The organism is Bacillus sp. z60-11 (assembly GCF_046464135.1).
In the GTDB taxonomy this organism is placed as follows: domain Bacteria; phylum Bacillota; class Bacilli; order Bacillales; family Bacillaceae; genus Bacillus; species Bacillus sonorensis_A.
This window is the reverse complement of the sequence record NZ_JBIYSN010000005.1, coordinates 213,864-234,208: the sequence shown is the minus strand read 5'-3', so window position 1 is coordinate 234,208 and position 20,345 is coordinate 213,864. Positions and strand designations below refer to the sequence as shown.

Genomic DNA, 20,345 nt, shown 5'->3' with positions numbered 1-20,345 from the left:
TCCGGCTGTTATTTACTTACAATAGGCGAAATGCTATACTCTCGATTGGTAAAGAAATGTGCGGGGGATGACATACATGACATTTGACAAGAAAAGATATCACGTTTGGCAGGCGATGCGCGATTACGGCTACATTCTTTTAGGGTCGGCGATTGTCGCTGTCACATTTAACATGTTTTTGCTGCCGAACCGGATTGCAGCCGGCGGGGTCAGCGGAATCAGTACGATACTGCAATCATTCGGTTTTGAAGCGGCCTATGTCCAATGGGCTTTTAATATTCCTTTATTTGTCGCCGGCGTCTTGATCCTTGGCGGGAAGTTCGGAGTAAAGACGCTTGTTGGATCTGTGTTTCTCCCGCTTGTTGTCTATCTGACGAGGAATATCGCGCCTGCGACGGAAAATGCGCTGTTGGCAGCCATTTTTGGCGGCGTCGGGATCGGAGCGGGAATCGGAATGGTTTTCCTTGGGAGAGGCTCGACAGGCGGGACTGCGCTTGCGGCTCAAATCATTCATAAGTACACAGGGCTGTCCCAGGGGAAGTGCCTGGCACTGATAGATGGAACGATCGTGCTGTCGGCGATGTTCGTTTTTAATATTGAGCAAGGGCTTTATGCCATGCTTGGCGTTTACATATCGAGCAAAACGATCGATGTCATTCAGCTCGGTTTGAATCGCTCAAAAATGGCGATGATTATTACAAACCGGGAAGAAGAAGTACGACAAGCGGTTTTGAAGAAGATCGACAGAGGCATTACAAAAATCTCGGCTGTCGGGGGCTATACGGATGATGAACGTCCCATCCTGATGTGTGTTGTCGGCCAAACGGAGTTCACAAAGCTGAAACAACTGGTGAAGCACATTGATGAGTCTGCATTTGTCATTGCTATGGACGCTTCTGAGGTGCTCGGAGAGGGTTTCAAACGCGCGTGATCGAAGGTATAATAGGATTGATTTGTAAAAGGAGCTGACCTCAAAATGAAAATGAAGCTGTTTACTCTGTTTATGGCTGTTTCCTTTGTGCTCGCCGCCTGCGGAGGCAACAATGAAAGCAAAGAAAAAAATACAGGCGGGCAAGCGACTGCATCTGACGGGGAAGAAATTTACCAACAAAACTGCACAGGCTGCCACGGCAAGGATCTGGCCGGCGGCTCTGCGCCGAGCTTGAAAGAAGTCGGCGGCAAATATGATGAAAAAGAAATTAAAGACATCGTTGTCAATGGCCGCGGCAATATGCCGGGAAACCTTGTCAAAGAAGATGAAGCAGAAGAGATTGCAAAATGGCTTTCCGAGAAAAAATAGGAAGCGTCCCAGGGGGAACCTTTTTCACACGGGAGTGAAAAAGGTTCTTTTTGTGTTGAATGATTCTTTTTACCTAATGAAAAAGTGGGTAAAACAGGTTATTTCGTCTTGGAAAAGGCCTAAAGTACACATTTTCTGGGGGAATTTACGTTTTTCCTATAACTAATGTCGTTATTGAAACAAAACTGTAATATCATTTTGTCTAATCTTGACGTATAATGGGTGTTGTTGAAAAAGAGAGCAACACAGCTTGCGGACTGCAAGCGGATTGATAAAGGACATAAAACGACATACGGTTTCGAAGAGTATGACCGTATAAACATAAAAGATTAGGTGATTACATGATCGAAATGACAGATGTGTATAAGACTTATTCCAACGGGGTTTCAGCGCTGAACGGAATAAGCATCTCAATATATCCCGGGGAGTTTGTTTATGTTGTCGGGCCCAGCGGAGCCGGAAAGTCAACCTTTATTAAAATGATCTACCGCGAGGAAAAGCCTTCCAAAGGGAAGATTGTCATCAACAAGAAAAATTTGGCCCAAGTAAAAGAAAAAGATATTCCATATGTCAGAAGAAAAATCGGCGTCGTCTTCCAGGACTTTAAACTGCTGCCGAAGCTGACGGTGTTTGAAAATGTCGCATTTGCTTTGGAAGTCATCGGGGAGCGACCTGAGGTCATCAGGAAAAAAGTGCTTGAAGTCCTTGATCTCGTACAGCTGAAGCATAAGGCAAGGCAATTTCCCGACCAGCTTTCAGGCGGTGAGCAGCAAAGGGTATCGATCGCAAGGTCAATCGTCAACAGCCCTGATGTGGTCATAGCGGATGAGCCGACGGGAAACCTTGACCCGGAGACATCTTGGGAAATCATGCGGACGCTTGAAGAAATTAACAACCGCGGAACAACAGTCGTTATGGCGACTCATAATAAAGAAATCGTCAACACCATGAAGAAACGTGTCATCGCAATCGAAGACGGAGTCATTGTGCGTGATGAATCTAGAGGGGAGTATGGTTCTTATGATTAGAACTCTCGGACGGCATTTGCGCGAGAGTCTGAAATCTCTCGGGAGAAACACGTGGATGACCTTCGCATCCATCAGTGCTGTAACCGTAACACTCATCTTGGTCGGGGTATTTTTGGTGATCATGTTCAACCTATTGCATATGACATCAAACGTCGAAAAACAAGTAGAAGTCAAAGTTTTAATCGACTTAACAGCCAATGAAGATAAAAGAGCTCAGCTTGAAAAAGATATTAAAGACATTCCAGAAGTCAGCAGTGTTAAATACTCTTCAAAAGATGAGGAGCTTAAAAACTTAAGAGACAGTTTTGGGGAAGACGGGGACGTCTTTGCAATGTTTGAGCAGGAAAATCCGTTGAACGATGCGTTCATCGTCAAAACGTCCAATCCTCAGGATACGCCAAAAGCGGCCAAAAAAATTGAGAAGCTCGGCAGCGTTTATAAGGTGAACTACGGGAAAGAGCAAGTTGACCGTCTGTTTAAAATCAGCAATGTTACCAAAGCCATCGGAATTGGATTAGTTGTCGGTCTCTTGTTTACAGCAATGTTCCTAATCTCTAACACCATTAAAATTACGATTTTTGCAAGACGGAAAGAAATCGAGATTATGAAGCTTGTAGGCGCGACAAACTGGTTTATCCGCTGGCCTTTCTTTATCGAAGGTCTGCTGCTCGGTGTATGCGGCTCCATCATTCCAATCGCGATCCTGGTCGGAATGTATGATCAAGCTATTCAATGGATTGCTCCAAAAGTGCAAGGAACTTTTATTGAGTTATTGCCATACAATCCGTTCGTGTTCCAGGTTTCCGCCATTTTGATGCTGATCGGCGGCATTATTGGCGTATGGGGAAGCTTGATGTCGATTCGAAAATTCTTGAAAGTTTAAACCGGCGCTTACCGCCGGTTCTGTCATGTTTAAAGCAGGGATGCCTGTCAAGCGCAGGGCTCCCTTGATTCTTAAGGGCAAGGAGGTACCAAGGTTGAAAAGAAAGCTTATGACATTGGGATTGACTGCCGCAGTCGGAATGTCGGCGATTTTAATCCCGATCAAAAGCAACCATGCTTTAGCTTACGAAGACTTGGAGAAAAAGAAGAGCGACGTTCAGAGCAAGCAGTCGGAAAACCAGTCAAAACTTGAAAAAAAGAAGCGGGAACTTTCCGAGCTAGAGTCAAAGGAAGCAAGCTTGAAGAGCGATATCGAGAAGATTGACGGCAAAATGACCGACACGAATGAAAAGCTTGAAAAGAAAAAAGAAGAAATCGAGCAAACGAAGAAGCAGATCGACGAACTGAAACAGCAGATTCAAAAGCTGAAAAAGAAGATAGAGAAGCGTGACCGCATATTGAAAGAGCGGGTCCGATCCATGCAGGAAAACGGCGGTAACGTTCAATACATAGATGTTCTTCTCGGCTCGGATTCGTTTGCGGATTTCATCAGCCGTGCCAGCGCAGTATCGACCATTGTGACGGCGGACAAGGATTTAATGGAAGAGCAGAAAAAGGACCTTCAGCTCGTGGAGAAAAAAGAAGCAAAGCTGAATAAAAACCTGGAAAGCCTTGAAAAAGCGCTTAAAGATTTGGAAAAATTAAAAAAGACACTGGATGAGCAGCAAAAAGAAAAAACAAAAGTGATGGCGAAAGTGAAACAGGATCAAGACCATGTACACGATGAGCTTGGCTCACTTGAAAATGAAGCCGACGTTTTAAAGCGCCAGAATGAGGCGATAAAAGCGGAAGAAGAACTGCGCAAAAAGCAGGAAGCTGAAGAGCGCCGAAAGGCACAAAGCGGAAATTCAAAAGCTTCCGATGCAAAACCGTCCGCTCCAAGCAGCTCAGGCTTTATCCGCCCTGCTTCAGGGAGGCTGTCTTCAGGCTTTGGGCATCGTTCGGGCGGAAACCATTTTGGTATAGATATTGCCAAGCGAGGCTCAGGTGTACCGATTCATGCAGCGGCTGCGGGGACCGTGTATAATGCGCACTACTCGTCAAGCTATGGAAATGTTGTGTTCATCACCCATAACATCAATGGGCAAACGTATCAAACGGTTTATGCCCACATGTCTTCACTCAAAGTACGGACAGGCCAGCGCGTCAGTCAGGGACAAGTGATTGGCACGATGGGGAACACAGGGCACTCTTTTGGTCAGCACCTCCATTTCGAGATTCATAAAGGCCTGTGGAACAACGCAAAATCAAACGCCGTTGACCCGGCGAATTATATACCGCTATAATATCAAACCGGTTCGGTCCATGTAGACCGAACCGGTTTTTTGTCATTTTAGCGATCTCCGTGGCACCACCTTTTTTCAGGAGATTTTGCTATGGACTCATCAAACCAAAAAAGTAGAATAAACTCCAAAGCACTTCATGGTATACTAAATTAATCTGAAAAAAGAAGATCTGTTTGAACAGGAGTTTACATGATGACACATTTTACAATAAATGAAGAGATGATAAACAGCGAGTCGCTCCCGCCATTTACGCTTACGATCGAGGATACTTATGCCGCGGCAGTATATAGTGATACGGAGATACAGGCCGAACTCGTAAAGGTCCTCGAGAACAATGGCAAATTGACCGTTTTTGATCAACAGGAAGGTTTGTATCAGCGTCTGACGGTGGAGGGGAATATCGCTTTTTTCCATAAATGGTTCGGTTGTGAAACGCCACTGCCGGAAATTCTTGTACTGTTTGAACTGCAAAACTGTGCCAAAAAATCGCTGCATAAATGTTCGGAATCTGACATTCGCCGTGTCTATTTTGCGAAGTATTTCATGAGCGGTGTTCACCCGATGATCTTCCGCGAGCCGATCCATGGCACTGATGTCAGAACAATAAATACTTTTATGAACATGCTGCAAAAGTTGAGGGATCGGCACATACCTGTCATGATCTTATTATCCAATATGGAACACGCACTGCTGCTTGGGGATATAGCATACAAACTTCAGAAAAATGGTTTACAAAAAATCGAAATCATCGAAGGAGAAGAAAGGGCAACGGAAGCTAAAAACAGTGGAACAGCGACGACTACAAATTTTTTCAAGGTCCCGGCGAAAGTCGATGACAAGATGATATTATTTGATCCCTTGGAGATTGACTACATCGAAAGTCAGGATGGCAAAGCGATGATCGTTGTTCATGATGAATCATATGCGATGGATTCCACACTGGCAGAAATCGAGAAAAAATTAGCGGTTTATGGATTTTATCGATGTCATCGTTCGTATATCGTCAATTTACAAAAAGTCCGTGAAATCATTACATGGTCTAAAAATACATATTCACTGCGAATCGATAACAAATCCCAGTCGACGATTCCGTTGTCGCGAACGAAAATACAAGACATTCAGGAAAAATTCAGTCTGAAATAGGTACCGTTCACCCCATACAAACAGCATTTGCACGTATTTTAGTACAGTTTACCTTCGGGATGGTACATTCCATTCTCATATCACTGCATCAACTGGTTATATCCGTTACGATGAGAGCCGATCATCGAAGGGGGTTTTCAGTTGGAAAATGCAATAAAAGTAACAGGAATGCAGAAATCGTTTGGACGACACACAGCTATTAAAGATGTCAGTTTTCATGTGAAAAAGGGTGAAATTTTTGGATTGCTTGGACCAAGCGGATCAGGCAAAACAACAACGATTAAAATCTTAACCGGAGAACTTGGACAATCGGCGGGTAAAGTAACGGTGCTCGGGATGGATTCATCCCGAATTGGAACAGCTGATTTTAAATCCAAGGTCGGGATCCTATCTGATAACAGTTCACTATATGAGCGACTGACGATCTATGATAATCTGAAATTATTTTGTAAATTGTACCATGCTCCGCTAAGTCAAATCGATGTGATGTTGCGTGAGGTTAACCTGCACGATCAGCGAACGAAAACGGTCTCGAAGTTGTCAAAAGGGATGAAACAGCGTGTACTTTTGGCTAAAGCACTCATTCATACACCTGAACTGGTATTTCTGGATGAACCAACATCTGCATTGGACCCGGGAAATATGGCGCACATTCACCGTGGACTAAAGAAGCTGAATGAAGCGGGAACAACCATTTTTCTGACAACGCACAATATGGAGGAAGCGAATGAATTGTGTGACCGTGTTGCATTTTTGCATAAAGGTGAAATAGTGGAAATGGATCGTCCAGATGTACTCCGTTACAAGTACTCGACGCACGCATTTCATGTTGAAACATTTGATGGAGAACGGATCGTCATCAAAAATAAACCGGAAAATGCGGATCAGATTAAGGAATTGGTGATACACAATCGAGTGAAATCAATGCATACCGACAATCCGACGCTCGGCCAAATCTTTTTGAAAGTGACTGGGGAGGAGCTGATATAATGAATATTCAACGTATAAGTGCCATCTTTGAAAAAGATATAAAAGACTTTATGAAAAATATGATGCTATTGATGATGCCGTTGATCCCAATTATATTATCGCTTTTATATGAGCGGATGAGCGCTGGCAAAGAGCTCCCTATTTATGTCATATATATCATTGTTGGGGCAACGTATTCAGCGGTTACTTCAAGCGGCATGATGACCATGATGGCAGAGGAAAATGAAAAGAAGACATTACGCGGTCTGATTCAGTCACCAGCGTCGTTTCTCGATATTATTGTCGGCAAAAGTCTTGTGATCGGATTGATGACTTTTATTTCCCTTGTTGTATCACTACTAATCGTTGGTTTTGACCCGTTTCTTCATTTCAGAGCGCTTCTTGGGTTGATCTTATTGTTCTTATACTTTTTATTGCTTGGCATTGGCATTGGCCTATTTTCCAAGTCAATCGCTGCAACGTCTGCATACATCATGCCAGTGATGTTTCTGTTCGGATTTACATCGATGATTGAATTTCTTGGTTTGGATAAAGACAGTATCATCATCAAAGTTGCAGATACTTTTCCAATCATGCAAGCAATTGAGATACACGATACCAACTCCTGGCTGCCACTCGGTATTATAGCTGTTTGGGTTTTAGGCGCAGCCCTGTTTATGTATGTTTGTTTTAAGAAGACGATGACAGACGATTAATAGGGCTTTTTAAAAAGGCTGGGGAACTCCCGCCAACGAAGTGAGACTTGAAAAAGCGTACCTTTTCCAGCTTCATGCAGCTGCATTTCGATAAGAGTGCAGCTGTTTTTTATATTGCTTTCGCCTGGTATTACTTCACCATCCAAGGCTGCGAGATAATGTACATCCAGTGAAAGCCAACAAGGCTATTGTTACAATGAAAATAAAACAACCCTCATCTTTACGTTCATAAAATCAGCTTGTCAGAAAATATCTCCAGGTATAGAATGAAAGTGATATCAGTCGACTGTCGACAATTTAAAAAAAGCGAGGAGATTGGCCGATGAAAGTATTCAACATTGCCAGCATACCTGGAGACGGTGTGGGAAAAGAAGTCGTACCTGCAGCACAGCGTGTTTTGAAAGCGGTTTCTGATGTTCACGGAGGAATCTCATTTCAGTTTACAGAATTTCCATACAGCTGTGAGTATTATTTGGAGCACGGGGAAATGATGCCTGAAGACGGGTTGGAGCGGCTGAAGGACTTTGACAGCATATTTTTGGGAGCTGTCGGCAACAGCAAGCTTGTGCCGGACCATGTTTCATTATGGGGGCTGCTCATTAAAATACGCCGTGAATTCGAACAAGTCATCAATATTAGACCGGCGAAGTTTTTACAAGGGATCAAATCACCTTTAGCCAACCCGAAAGATTTTGATCTGCTTGTCGTCCGCGAAAACAGCGAAGGCGAATACAGCACGGTCGGCGGAAGAATCTACAGAGATGAAGAAGAAATCGCCATCCAAAACGCCGTTTTTTCAAGAAGAGGAGCGGAAAGGGCGATGCGCTTTGCGTTTGAGATGGCAGCCAAACGTAAACAACATGTCACGAGTGCGACAAAGTCAAACGGAATCATTCATTCGATGCCTTTCTGGGATGAAGTCTTTAAACAGACCGCCAAGGATTATCCGGATATCGCAACCGACTCACAGCACATTGACGCGCTGGCGGCGTTTTTTGTCACGAAGCCTGAGAAGTTTGACGTTATCGTTGCCAGCAACCTGTTCGGCGACATTTTAACCGATATCGGGGCGGCGATCATAGGTAGTGTAGGTATCGCGCCTGCGGCCAATATCAATGTAAACGGCAAATATCCGTCCATGTTTGAACCGGTGCACGGCTCAGCGCCCGATATTATCGGAAAAGGGATCGCCAATCCAATCGGACAAATCTGGACGGCGAAAATGATGCTCGACCATTTTGGGGAAGAGGAGCTTGGAAGCAAACTGCTGGATGTCATTGAAGATGTGCTGAAAAGCGGCTTTTTAACCCCTGATATTGGCGGAGCGTATACGACGGAAGAAGTGACAGATGAAGTGATCAAACGTCTCAAATATGCATAGGTAACAATGAAAAACTGCCGGTGTCATCCGGCGGTTTTTTTAAACCCTTCATTACATGAAAACAGCAATGTTGGCACATACTACATCAAGCAAACATAGTGCAGCGAGAAGAGGAGGTATAGGATGAACCAGAAAATTGCACGTCTCATCATGGCCGTCTGCCTGCTGTATGGTCTTTTATCAGGTGCTGCCCCAGCCCTTGCGGAGGGCAAAGATGAAGCCATGCAGAAGATTGAAAAAGCGTACGATCTGATCTCAAACGAATATGTAGAGCAGGTAGATAAAGAAAAGCTGTTGGAAGGCGCCATTCAAGGCATGCTTTCAACATTAAACGACCCATATTCCGTTTATATGGATAAACAGACTGCAAAACGATTTTCCGATTCTCTTGATTCCTCCTTTGAAGGAATCGGTGCGGAAATTGGCATGGAAGACCGAAAGATCATCATCGTTTCCCCATTTAAAAGGTCTCCGGCAGAAAAGGCCGGATTAAAACCGAATGATGAAATTTTGAGCATTGACGGAGAATCGATGGCGGGAATGGATTTGAATGATGCCGTACTTAAGATCAGGGGAAAAAAGGGTTCTACGGTTACGCTGAAGGTTCACCGCCCCGGTATGAGAGATCAGCTGACATTTAAGATCAAACGCGACGAAATCCCGCTTGAGACCGTTTTTGCATCCATTAAGAAAGTACAGAACAAGCCGGTCGGTTACATCGCGATTTCTTCTTTTTCCGAACATACAGCCAAGGATTTTGCGGCAGAACTGAAAAGGCTTGAGAAAAAGGGAATAAAAGGTCTTGTGTTGGATGTGAGGGGGAATCCCGGAGGATATTTGCAAAGTGTTGAAGAAATTTTAAAACATTTTGTGACAAAAGATCATCCGTATATTCAAATTGCCGAAAGAAACGGAAATAAAAAGCAATACTTCTCCAAACTTAAAGAGAAAAAGCCATATCCTGTAAGTGTGATCACGGATAAAGGGAGCGCTTCCGCTTCGGAAATTCTTGCCGGTGCATTAAAAGAAGCGGAGGGTTATCAGGTCGTCGGCGACCCTTCTTTTGGGAAAGGCACTGTGCAGCAGGCTGTTCCGATGGGGGATGGAAGCAATATCAAGCTGACCTTGTATAAATGGCTGACACCAAAAGGAAACTGGATCCATAAGAAAGGAATCCAGCCGACCGTTCCCGTAGCACAGCCTGCTTATTTCTCAGTGGGACCTGTACAGCTGAAAGAGCCGCTCAAGCTCGATATGAACAGCCGTGAAATCAAGCGCGCCCAGCTGCTTTTAAAAGGTCTTGGCTTTGATCCGGGCCGGTATGACGGATACTTCCATGAAGGCACTAAAAAAGCGGTGCTGGCCTTTCAGGCACAAAATAAGATGAAAAAGAATGGGGTCATTGACCAAAAAACGGCAAATACAATGAATCTTCGGATCGAGGAAAAAAAGATGGATGATCAAAACGATCTGCAGCTTCAGGCAGCGTTGAAAGTGCTATTTGACAAAAAGTGAGGATAACGGAATATCCTCACTTTTCTTATATTCGGAAAGTAAATTCTCAACCTTTTTACCTAAAATTTTTGTTTTTTCATAAAAAAAACATTCATAATGAATAGAAATGACCCGATAACATAAGTATATGGGAGACTTTATAAGGATGTAAAGATGCAGTAAAAATGTAACTTTTGCAAGTTGTATAGCAAAGGAAAAGTTTTTAAAATAGAAACAGACCTTTCATAAATTATAATGCGTGCATTTTTTTTGCGAAGAATGTTAGCGCTGTTTGCGTTCTTCGTCTCTGGTTGGTGGAGTCGTCTGACGCTTGCGCTTTTCTTATATATAAATCATAAATGGGGGTACACGATTGAAAAGGGCAAGTATTGTGAGAGAGAAAAAATACTATGAATTAGTGGAGCAGTTAAAAGTTCGATCACAAGACGTTACATTTTCCGCTACAAAGGCAGTGGGGCTGCTGATGCTGTTCAGCAGATACCTCGTGAACTACACTTCCGTTGAGAGTGTGGAAGACATTAATGAGGAATGTGCGGAGCTTTATTTCAACTATTTGATGGACAACCATAAGCGCCTTGGCATCAATTTAACAGATATCAAACGGTCCATGCAGCTGATTGGAGATATTTTGGATGTTGAGGTCAATCATTATTTAAAGGATTTTTCGCTCTCCAATGTGACGCTTTGGATGAGCCAAGAAAAATAAACCTCGCGTTTACCATACCCAAGGATTTTATTATTTGTTAGAATAATAATAAAATGCACCAGCTTGCCTGAAGGTGCTGGCATTTCTCGTCACGAATGCGCGTTTAAAAGCGCCCGGCGTCTTGCAAGTGACGAATCGAGGCACTGCTCAGGCGTCTCCGTCTGAGTGTCCGTCCTCTGTTGTTCCTTTGCTAAAGGATGCCAAGACAAGCTGGATTTCTCCATAAAATATCCAACGTGAAAAGGCCGTCGCATGTGCGGCGGCACCTGCATGCTTGGTTTGAGGCGGTGAACGTTTCCTTGTCAGTTGAAGAAAGCTTGATTGAACTTTTAAAAGGAGCCGGATGGTTTTTTGTGCACCCGCTCTTCTATTTTATGATGGTCATGAGCTTGGCTTACGGCTATGCCCGGATCAAACGTGAAAGAAAAACATTTCATACGCGCATTGAAGATATTTATGATGAACTTCAGTTTACATATTCAAAAGGGATTTTGGCGGGCATCCTTCTGTCCATTGTTACCTTTGGACTTGGGCTGTCCCTCCCGTTCGGAATGCTGATCATCATTGCGGCAGTGACCGCAATTTGTGCTTTAACGTTCAGGCAGAGCATGCTGTCTTCGGCTTACACGCTCGGCTTGAGCATATTAGCCGGCATTTCGCTCGAGTACGTCAATCCGGACGCGATTGATCAGGTGATCCCGCAGCTATCCTTCGCAAATTGGCCGGCAGCCGCCGTCCTGCTCGGTCTTCTTCTGTTTACTGAAGGGATGCTGGCTTACAAAACGGCCCATGTCAGGACGTCCCCGTCAATTGTGATGAGCAGGAGGGGGCTGCCGATCGGACAGCAGGTCGCGGGCCGCGTTTGGCTCCTGCCTTTGTTCATTTTGATTCCCGGGCAGGCGATCGAATCGTCCGTCCCATGGTGGCCTGTTCTGTCCGTTCACGACGGCGCCTTTCAATTATTGTGGATCCCGTATTTTGTCGGTTTCGGGCAGCGGGTTCAAGGGTCGCTTCCGATTGTCAGCATCAAAATTACAGCAAGGCGCATCAGTGTTCTCGGTATCATCACATTGCTGATTGCAGCAGGAAGTATATGGTGGACGCCGCTTGCCGCCGCAGCAGCCGTCACCGCTGTGGCCGGCAGAGCCTTTCTGACTTGGAAGCAGCGGATGAACGATAATTCCGCACCTTTCTACTTTTCTAAAAGAGATCGCGGGCTGATGGTGCTCGGGATCATTCCCAACACCCCGGCTGCCGGCCTCGGCCTTCAGATCGGCGAAATTATTACGAAAGTGAACGGCATCGAAGTCAAAAATGAAGCGGATTTTTATGAAGCACTCCAAAAAAACCGCGCCTTCTTCAAGCTTGAAGTGGTCGGCTTGAACAACGAGGTCCGCTTTGAGCAGAGGGCTTCATATGAAGGAGAGCATCATGAGCTCGGGATTTTGTTTGTGAAAGATGAAGCTCCGGCCCTTGCCGAAACGGCTGCGGCTAAGGAAACGCACTAATTCCGGTTTCCCAAAAAAGCGTCTGGTTCAGGCGCTTTTTCTCTTATTGTAAAAGAAACGCGAACCGTTTTTATTGTGTTTTTTCTAACGTTCCGATATTGTGATGAATAGATCTGGTTGAAGGAGTAGGTTGAATGAAAAAGGCTTTTCTCTCGGGTATAATCGTATGTTTTGCTGCTGCACTGATTTCGGCGGTTGCCGGCGATTGGACCTTTATCTACAAAATTTCCGGAACAGCCGGTCTTGGCTCAATGATTCTGTCAGCCTTGCTTTCGTTCGTGAGCGGAGATCGTTTTGGTGGAAGAGACGGGAACGGAAAGATGACGAATGGACTCGCCGTTTTTGCGCTGCCGAATCTATTGGCGGCCGGAATCTCATTATTTTTCGCCTTTTAGAAGAGCCGCTTTCGAATAATGCGGCTTTCATTTGGGTAACATAAAAAAGTGAGTGCCCGCGTTTGTCCGTTTCTTTGTTCTTTAATATAATCGAATAAGATCAACAAACGTGAGGAGGGTTTTTGTGTTTACAAAAGCCGTTTTTGCACTAATTTTTCCTTTTTTCCTTGTCTTGTTTTTTACAAGGGTGACCTATAATCATTATGTCGGAATCGCGCTTACGGCTGCGCTGTTATTCGCTTCCTATTTAAAGGGTTATACGGAAACCTTTTTTATCGTAGGACTTGATATCGTCTCGCTTGTGGCCGGTGCTCTTTATGCGGCCAAAAAGGCCGGCGAAAAGAAGGAAGACTCATAGAAACCGCCGTGAATTTGCTGTGAAGCCCTGCTTTTGATGAGAAAAAGGAGGGATTTTTTGATGGGGCGAAAAAACGGTTTGTGGAAAAACACAAAAACCGAACTTTAGTTCGTATTTTTTGTTTGGATGTGTTAAAATAATAAAACAGGAAGATTTCGTAAAGAAACGGAGGCTTTTTTGTGAAAGACCGCTTTGAATTAGTCTCGAATTATCAGCCCCAGGGTGATCAGCCGAAAGCGATTGAACAGCTTGTTGCAGGCATTCGGGAAGGCAAAAAGCATCAAACGCTCCTGGGGGCGACCGGTACAGGCAAGACGTTTACGATGTCAAACGTGATTAAAGAGGTCAATAAACCGACGCTTGTCATCGCCCACAACAAAACGCTTGCCGGTCAGCTGTACAGCGAGTTTAAGGAGTTTTTCCCGAACAACGCAGTCGAATATTTTGTGAGCTATTACGACTACTATCAGCCGGAGGCCTATGTGCCTCAGACCGATACGTTTATTGAAAAAGACGCCAGCATTAATGATGAGATAGATAAATTGAGGCACTCAGCCACATCCGCTCTTTTTGAACGCAAAGATGTCATCATCGTGGCGAGTGTCTCTTGTATTTACGGTTTGGGTTCGCCGGAGGAATATAGAGAGCTCGTGCTTTCGCTCAGAACGGAGATGGAAATTGAGCGCAATGAGCTTCTCAGAAAGCTCGTTGACATTCAGTATGCCCGGAATGACATCGATTTTCAGCGCGGGACATTCAGGGTGCGCGGCGATGTCGTCGAAATCTTTCCGGCTTCAAGGGATGAGCACTGCATCCGCATCGAGTTTTTCGGAGACGAAATCGAACGGATCAGGGAAGTCGATGCCTTGACAGGCGAAATTTTAGGGGAGCGGGACCATGTTGCCATCTTTCCGGCTTCCCACTTCGTCACCCGTGAAGAAAAGATGAAGAAAGCGATCGTGAACATTGAATCGGAGCTGGAAGAACGCCTTAAAGTTCTGCATGATGAAGGAAAGCTGCTTGAAGCGCAGCGCCTTGAGCAGCGGACGAGATACGATCTGGAAATGATGCGTGAAATGGGCTTTTGCTCAGGGATCGAAAACTATTCCAGACATTTGACGCTGCGTCCGGCAGGGTCCACTCCGTATACACTGCTCGATTATTTTCCCGATGACTTTTTGATGGTCATCGATGAGTCTCATGTCACGATTCCGCAGGTGAGAGGAATGTACAACGGAGACCAGGCCAGAAAGCAGGTCCTCGTCGACCACGGCTTCCGGCTTCCATCGGCTTTAGACAACAGGCCGCTGAGGTTTGAAGAGTTTGAAAAGCACATTCACAACATAGTGTATGTTTCTGCGACGCCTGGTCCGTATGAACTGGAACATTCTCCTGAAATGGTTGAACAGATCATCCGTCCGACCGGACTGCTCGATCCGATTATCGAAGTAAGGCCGATCGAAGGGCAGATCGATGACCTGATCGGCGAAATCAGGCAGCGCATCGACCGGAATGAACGCGTCCTCGTCACGACGCTGACGAAGAAAATGTCAGAGGATTTGACCGACTACCTGAAGGAAATCGGCATAAAGGTGACCTATCTGCATTCCGAGATTAAAACGCTGGAACGGATCGAAATCATCCGCGACCTGCGCCTCGGCAAGCATGACGTTCTCGTCGGCATCAACCTGCTGAGGGAGGGGCTTGACATCCCTGAAGTTTCGCTTGTGGCGATATTGGATGCGGATAAAGAAGGCTTCCTCCGCTCTGAGCGTTCCTTGATTCAAACGATTGGCCGGGCGGCGAGAAATGCCGAGGGCCGGGTCATCATGTACGCGGATAACATCACGGGCTCCATGGAAATCGCGATCAATGAAACGAAGCGGCGCAGGCAGCAGCAGGAAGCATACAACAAGGAACACGGCATTACACCGAAAACGATCAACAAGAAGATCCGCGACGTCATCCGCGCGACACATGTGGCTGAAGAACAGGAAGAATACAAAGCAAAAGAGGAACCGAAGCTTTCAAAACTGACGAAGAAAGAGCGCGAAAAAGTGATCGCCCAGATGGAGCACGATATGAAGGAAGCGGCAAAAGCGCTTGATTTCGAACGGGCCGCCGAGCTTCGGGACCTACTTCTAGAGTTAAAATCGGAAGGATGAATAGAGTATGGCAATGGAACGAATTGAGGTGAAAGGAGCAAGGGCTCATAACCTGAAAAACATCGATGTCTCGATTCCTCGGGATAAGCTTGTCGTGCTGACAGGCCTTTCGGGTTCAGGGAAATCGTCCCTTGCGTTTGACACGATTTATGCGGAGGGGCAAAGGCGTTATGTCGAGTCTCTATCCGCGTATGCCCGCCAGTTTTTAGGGCAGATGGACAAACCTGATGTGGATGCGATCGAAGGTCTTTCACCAGCGATCAGCATCGATCAGAAAACGACGAGCCGCAACCCCCGTTCGACGGTCGGAACGGTCACGGAAATTTATGACTACCTCCGCTTGCTGTTTGCGAGAGTCGGGAAGCCGGTTTGCCCTGTTCACGGCATTGAAATTACGTCGCAGACGATCGAACAGATGACGGACCGGATTCTGGAATATCCTGAACGCACGAAGATTCAAGTGCTTGCTCCGGTCGTGTCAGGGCGGAAAGGCACTCATGTGAAAATCCTCGAACAAATTAGAAAACAGGGTTATGTGAGAGTCCGAATCGACGGCGAAATGAACGACCTTTCCGAGGATATTGAACTTGAGAAAAATAAAAAGCATTCGATCGAAGTCGTTGTTGACCGCATCGTCATTAAAGAAGGCGTGACAGCCCGCCTCACAGATTCGCTTGAAACCGCGCTCCGCCTTGGCGAAGGACGGGTGATCATCGATGTAATCGGCGAAGAGGAGCTGCTTTTCAGCGAGCATCATGCCTGTCCGCACTGTGGCTTCTCGATCGGAGAGCTCGAGCCGCGAATGTTTTCTTTCAACAGTCCGTTCGGCGCCTGTCCAAGTTGCGACGGTCTCGGTTCTAAATTGGAAGTCGATGTCGACCTTGTGATTCCAAATGATGAGCTGTCGCTTAAACAGCATGCGATCGCACCATGGGAACCGCAGAGCTCCCAATATTATCCGAAGCTTTTGGAGGCGGTTTGCAGCCATTATGGAATCGATATGGATGTGCCGGTGAAGGAACTGCCGAAACACCAGCTTGAGAAAATCCTCTATGGAAGCGGCGGGGAGCAGATCTATTTTAGATATGAAAATGACTTTGGTCAGGTTCGTGAAAGTTATATCGAATTTGAAGGCGTTATTCGAAATATCGAAAGACGTTATAAAGAAACGAGCTCAGACTACATCCGCGAACAGATGGAAAAATACATGGCCAACCAGCCGTGCCCTTCCTGTAAAGGATACCGGCTGAAAAAGGAAGCATTGGCCGTTTTGGTAAACGGCCTTCATATCGGAAAAATAACCGAGATGTCGGTGACAAACGCCCTTCAATTTTTCCGTGAGCTAAAGCTTTCAGAGAAAGATATGAAGATTGCCAATCTGATTTTGCGGGAGATTGAAGAACGGCTCGGGTTTTTAAACAATGTCGGCCTTGATTATTTGACGCTGAGCCGCGCCGCCGGTACCCTGTCAGGCGGGGAAGCTCAGAGGATCCGTCTCGCGACGCAAATCGGTTCAAGGCTGACCGGCGTCCTCTACATCCTTGATGAGCCGTCGATCGGCCTTCACCAGCGCGACAATGACCGGCTGATTGATACGCTGAAAAACATGCGTGATATCGGCAATACCTTGATCGTCGTTGAGCATGACGAGGATACGATGCTTGCCGCCGATTATTTAATTGATATCGGACCGGGAGCGGGCATTCACGGAGGAGAAGTGATTTCCTCAGGGAAGCCGGAAGAAGTGATGAATGATGAAAAATCACTGACAGGGCAATATCTTTCAGGGAAAAAGTTTATCCCGCTTCCCGCTGAGAGAAGAAAACCAGACGGACGCTTTATCGAAATCAAAGGTGCTAAAGAAAACAACCTGAAAAATGTTTCCGTCAAATTTCCGCTCGGCGTGTTTGCCGCGGTCACAGGCGTTTCCGGATCAGGGAAAAGTACGCTTGTCAATGAAATTCTGCACAAGACACTTGCGCAGAAGCTCCATCGGGCTAAGTCAAAGCCGGGAGAACATAAAGAAATGAAAGGGATTGAGCATCTCGAAAAGGTCATCGATATCGATCAGTCTCCGATCGGCCGGACACCGAGGTCGAATCCGGCCACATACACCGGGGTGTTCGATGATATCCGTGATGTGTTTGCTCAGACGAACGAGGCCAAAGTCAGGGGTTATAAGAAAGGCCGCTTCAGTTTCAATGTGAAAGGCGGCCGCTGTGAGGCGTGCAAGGGCGACGGGATCATCAAAATCGAAATGCATTTTCTCCCGGATGTATATGTGCCTTGCGAAGTCTGTCATGGCAAGAGGTATAACCGGGAGACGCTTCAGGTCACGTACAAAGGGAAAAATATTTCCGATGTGCTTGAAATGACTGTCGAAAAAGCGGTGCAGTTTTTTGAAAACATACCGAAGATCAAACGCAAGCTGCAGACCCTGTATGATGTAGGGCTCGGCTATATTACACTGGGACAGCCTGCAACAACGCTTTCCGGCGGTGAAGCGCAGCGTGTCAAACTGGCGTCTGAGTTGCACCGGCGTTCAACAGGACGATCCCTTTACATTTTGGACGAGCCGACGACAGGCCTCCATGTCGATGACATCGCAAGGCTTTTGACCGTTCTTCAGCGCCTCGTTGATAATGGGGACACCGTGCTTGTTATTGAGCATAACCTCGATATTATTAAAGCGGCTGATTATTTGATTGATTTGGGACCGGAAGGCGGAGACGGCGGAGGGAAAATTATCGCTGCCGGAACGCCTGAAGAAGTGATGAAGGCGGAAGGTTCATATACGGGACGCTATTTGAAGCCGATCATCGAACGCGACAAAAAAAGAATGAAGGAACGGCTTCAGGAGAAGGAAGCTGTCAAACCTTGATAAATGGGCTGCCGGCATCGAGCCGGCAGCTTTTTCGATTGCTCTTTTTTGTATAGCTGTTATAAGGTAAAACAAGGACGTGCACATACAAGACGTTCGGTTAATGGGATCATATAGAAGTGATAAACGCCGCAGACATTATTCCTGATCATGCCTGTCGACCTGTTTAGTCAATTCAATCAGGCTGTTGATGATGTGTGTACTGCTGCTGCTCAGCAAAACCTTTAAATAACGGATTTCACTGGAAAGCGGAGGAGCGGAGTTGATTGCTTCCAGTCGGTTGATGATTTCCTGGTTCATTCTTTTTTGTTCCTGAATCAGTTCCAGAAGCTTTGGGGTGAGTGATGCGGACTCTTCCGATTTCTGTTTCATTGCGCCTCCTCCTTTTCACACTAGCTTTTCCACATATTTTAAAGGGTTATAAAAAAAGAATCTATTCATAAAATCTAAAAAAATCAATTCGCGAAGATTGACGCATGCCTATCGAATGAAAATGAAACCAAAAGGCCATGATACTCGTAAACTTGAGTATAAGGTCATTGTACATTGGACTCAAGGGAGCGCGGACTTACATTGACAAGCTGGTATAGGAGAGTGGTATGAATGACTAGAAGTAATGCGTTGATTTCGGCAATTTGTTATTTTAGCGTTTTTTTTGCCCCGCTTATTTTGCCTATTGCTGCGTATTTTATAACAGATGACCGAGAAACGAAAAAACATGCGCTGCGGTCGCTGGTATCACATATTATTCCGTTTATAAGCGTCGTCATATTGGCAGCAGGCGCAATCAGCGGTACGATTATTTTTAATGATAACGGTTTTCTGGCGCTTTTTTCTGTTTTTGGGGCCTTCATTTTTTTCGGGGTCATCAGTTTGATTATTGTCATCTGGAACGTCGTCCAAGGGATTAAAATGCTGACACAAGCATAATTGACGGAGAACGGGGGAGCTTTTGATGAAAAATGAAAAAGAACGGATTTTAAAGCTTGTTGAAACGGGAAAACTGTCGGCGAAAGAGGCGCTGATTTTGGTTGAAAAACTAGAAGATGACTACAGGCAGACTGAAAGCAAGGTGACGGCCTTATCTGAGGATGTCCTTGATTCAGACCACTTTTACAGCGAAAAAAAGCGGGAGCCGAAGCCATCGATCGGATCAAAACTGTTTGAGTGGATCGATACCGCTGTGAAAAAGGTAAAAGAGGTTGACTTGGACTTGAACTTTGGGCAATCATATGATGTCCAACATATTTTTCAATTCAAAGATACCGATTTTTCCACTCTTGATATTCAGTTGGCAAACGGCAGCGTCAACCTCATGCCATGGGACGATGGCGACATTCGCGTCGAGTGCCAGGCGAAGGTGTACCGCGTCGATAACCAAGAGGAAGCAAGGCAGGCTTTTCTTCAGCATATAGATTGCGGTACGGAAGGCGATAAATTTATGATCCGTACCGAGAAAAAAACGATGAAGACCAATCTCACCGTTTATATTCCAAACAAGGAATACGGCAAAATCCGCTTTAAGCTGTTTAATGGCCCTGTCAGGGGGGAACATTTAAGCGTAAAAGAGCTCTCAGCCAAAACGACAAACGGTGTGCTGTCTTTTTCCGCTCTGACCGCCGAAAAGGCAGCGCTTGAAACGGCGAATGGACAGATCAAACTTGCTGATCATGACTGCGGAGAGATTGAAGCGGAAACGATCAATGGCTTGATTGATATAAAAGGGTCATGCGAGTCTCTGGATTTGCAGAGCTTTAACGGCAATATTGCTGCAACTGTCAAAAATCCGCATTGCCGTTCGGCATATGTGAAAACGACGACGGGCTCTATCGAGTTGAACGTCCCGCGCGATTGTGCGGTAACCGCTGAGCTGAAAAGCAATTTGGGCTCCCTGTCAAACGATCTTAGAGATGCGGAAATTCTCAAAGAAAAAAATGAGACCATCCAAAAAGAAATGCATGTCAAAGCGAATCAGAACCATGATCACAGCATGACAGTGTTTTTGGAAACAAAGACAGGATCGATCCATTTAAACCATACACAGGAGTGATA

General features: G+C 45.7%; 19 protein-coding genes. 18 read left to right on the top strand and 1 reads right to left on the bottom strand.

The window, feature by feature from the left end:
* Positions 1–76: 76 nt before the first annotated feature.
* The 16 genes from ACINLD_RS15855 to uvrA all read left to right on the top strand — a co-directional run bounded on the left by ACINLD_RS15855 (position 77) and on the right by uvrA (position 18,293).
* Entirely contained in the window at positions 77–931 is an 855-nt protein-coding gene (locus tag ACINLD_RS15855) for a YitT family protein (RefSeq protein WP_026588923.1), read from the top strand.
* Positions 932–976: 45 nt separating this feature from the next.
* Positions 977–1,300, top strand: a complete 324-nt coding sequence (gene cccB, locus ACINLD_RS15850) for a cytochrome c551 (RefSeq protein ID WP_026588922.1) — start codon at positions 977–979, stop codon at positions 1,298–1,300.
* Between the two features lie 341 nt (positions 1,301–1,641).
* Positions 1,642–2,328 (top strand): cell division ATP-binding protein FtsE, encoded by a 687-nt coding sequence (ftsE, locus tag ACINLD_RS15845; protein ID WP_026588921.1) that lies wholly within the window; start codon positions 1,642–1,644, stop codon positions 2,326–2,328.
* On the top strand, positions 2,321–3,211 hold the full coding sequence (gene ftsX / locus ACINLD_RS15840; protein WP_026588920.1) for a permease-like cell division protein FtsX: 891 nt from the start codon (positions 2,321–2,323) through the stop codon (positions 3,209–3,211). Before ftsE ends, ftsX begins: the two co-directional genes overlap by 8 nt.
* A gap of 94 nt (positions 3,212–3,305) precedes the next feature.
* Positions 3,306–4,556: a murein hydrolase activator EnvC family protein gene (locus ACINLD_RS15835; RefSeq protein ID WP_026588919.1), complete on the top strand. Its 1,251-nt coding sequence runs from the start codon at positions 3,306–3,308 to the stop codon at positions 4,554–4,556.
* Positions 4,557–4,748: 192 nt separating this feature from the next.
* Positions 4,749–5,699 carry a LytTR family transcriptional regulator DNA-binding domain-containing protein gene (locus ACINLD_RS15830; RefSeq protein ID WP_409444323.1) on the top strand — a complete coding sequence of 317 codons (951 nt, stop codon included), beginning with the start codon at positions 4,749–4,751 and terminating at the stop codon, positions 5,697–5,699.
* Between the two features lie 141 nt (positions 5,700–5,840).
* Complete coding sequence (locus tag ACINLD_RS15825; RefSeq protein WP_026588917.1) at positions 5,841–6,689, top strand: ABC transporter ATP-binding protein; 849 nt, start codon at positions 5,841–5,843, stop codon at positions 6,687–6,689.
* The gene (locus tag ACINLD_RS15820) at positions 6,689–7,384 is read left to right on the top strand and encodes an ABC transporter permease (RefSeq protein ID WP_026588916.1); all 696 of its coding nucleotides are present in this window, start codon (positions 6,689–6,691) and stop codon (positions 7,382–7,384) included. The genes ACINLD_RS15825 and ACINLD_RS15820 overlap by 1 nt, the downstream gene beginning before the upstream one ends.
* A gap of 322 nt (positions 7,385–7,706) precedes the next feature.
* Positions 7,707–8,765: a tartrate dehydrogenase gene (locus tag ACINLD_RS15815; RefSeq protein ID WP_077736087.1), complete on the top strand. Its 1,059-nt coding sequence runs from the start codon at positions 7,707–7,709 to the stop codon at positions 8,763–8,765.
* Between the two features lie 123 nt (positions 8,766–8,888).
* Entirely contained in the window at positions 8,889–10,280 is a 1,392-nt protein-coding gene (locus tag ACINLD_RS15810) for a S41 family peptidase (protein WP_026588914.1), read from the top strand.
* A 352-nt stretch (positions 10,281–10,632) separates the two neighbouring features.
* Positions 10,633–10,986, top strand: a complete 354-nt coding sequence (gene swrA, locus ACINLD_RS15805; RefSeq protein WP_035428513.1) for a swarming motility protein SwrAA — start codon at positions 10,633–10,635, stop codon at positions 10,984–10,986.
* A 299-nt stretch (positions 10,987–11,285) separates the two neighbouring features.
* The gene (locus tag ACINLD_RS15800) at positions 11,286–12,494 is read left to right on the top strand and encodes a PDZ domain-containing protein (RefSeq protein ID WP_077736088.1); all 1,209 of its coding nucleotides are present in this window, start codon (positions 11,286–11,288) and stop codon (positions 12,492–12,494) included.
* A gap of 134 nt (positions 12,495–12,628) precedes the next feature.
* Positions 12,629–12,889, top strand: coding sequence for a DUF5316 family protein (locus ACINLD_RS15795; RefSeq protein ID WP_026588911.1), 261 nt, complete (start codon positions 12,629–12,631; stop codon positions 12,887–12,889).
* Between the two features lie 124 nt (positions 12,890–13,013).
* Positions 13,014–13,247, top strand: coding sequence for a CsbA family protein (locus ACINLD_RS15790; protein ID WP_077736089.1), 234 nt, complete (start codon positions 13,014–13,016; stop codon positions 13,245–13,247).
* A 179-nt stretch (positions 13,248–13,426) separates the two neighbouring features.
* A complete protein-coding gene (gene uvrB / locus ACINLD_RS15785; RefSeq protein WP_026588909.1) occupies positions 13,427–15,412 on the top strand; it encodes an excinuclease ABC subunit UvrB in 1,986 nt (661 codons plus the stop codon).
* A 7-nt stretch (positions 15,413–15,419) separates the two neighbouring features.
* Positions 15,420–18,293 carry an excinuclease ABC subunit UvrA gene (gene uvrA, locus ACINLD_RS15780; protein ID WP_077736090.1) on the top strand — a complete coding sequence of 958 codons (2,874 nt, stop codon included), beginning with the start codon at positions 15,420–15,422 and terminating at the stop codon, positions 18,291–18,293.
* Positions 18,294–18,431: 138 nt separating this feature from the next.
* On the opposite strand, the gene ACINLD_RS15775 is transcribed toward uvrA, so the two are convergent.
* Positions 18,432–18,665, bottom strand: a complete 234-nt coding sequence (locus ACINLD_RS15775) for a hypothetical protein (RefSeq protein ID WP_026588907.1) — start codon at positions 18,663–18,665, stop codon at positions 18,432–18,434.
* A gap of 231 nt (positions 18,666–18,896) precedes the next feature.
* Here ACINLD_RS15775 and ACINLD_RS15770 point away from each other — a divergent pair, with 231 nt between their 5' ends.
* Both ACINLD_RS15770 and ACINLD_RS15765 read left to right on the top strand, forming a co-directional pair.
* Positions 18,897–19,223: a hypothetical protein gene (locus ACINLD_RS15770; RefSeq protein WP_026588906.1), complete on the top strand. Its 327-nt coding sequence runs from the start codon at positions 18,897–18,899 to the stop codon at positions 19,221–19,223.
* A 25-nt stretch (positions 19,224–19,248) separates the two neighbouring features.
* Positions 19,249–20,343 (top strand): DUF4097 family beta strand repeat-containing protein, encoded by a 1,095-nt coding sequence (locus ACINLD_RS15765; protein WP_077736091.1) that lies wholly within the window; start codon positions 19,249–19,251, stop codon positions 20,341–20,343.
* The last annotated feature ends 2 nt before the right edge of the window (positions 20,344–20,345 follow it).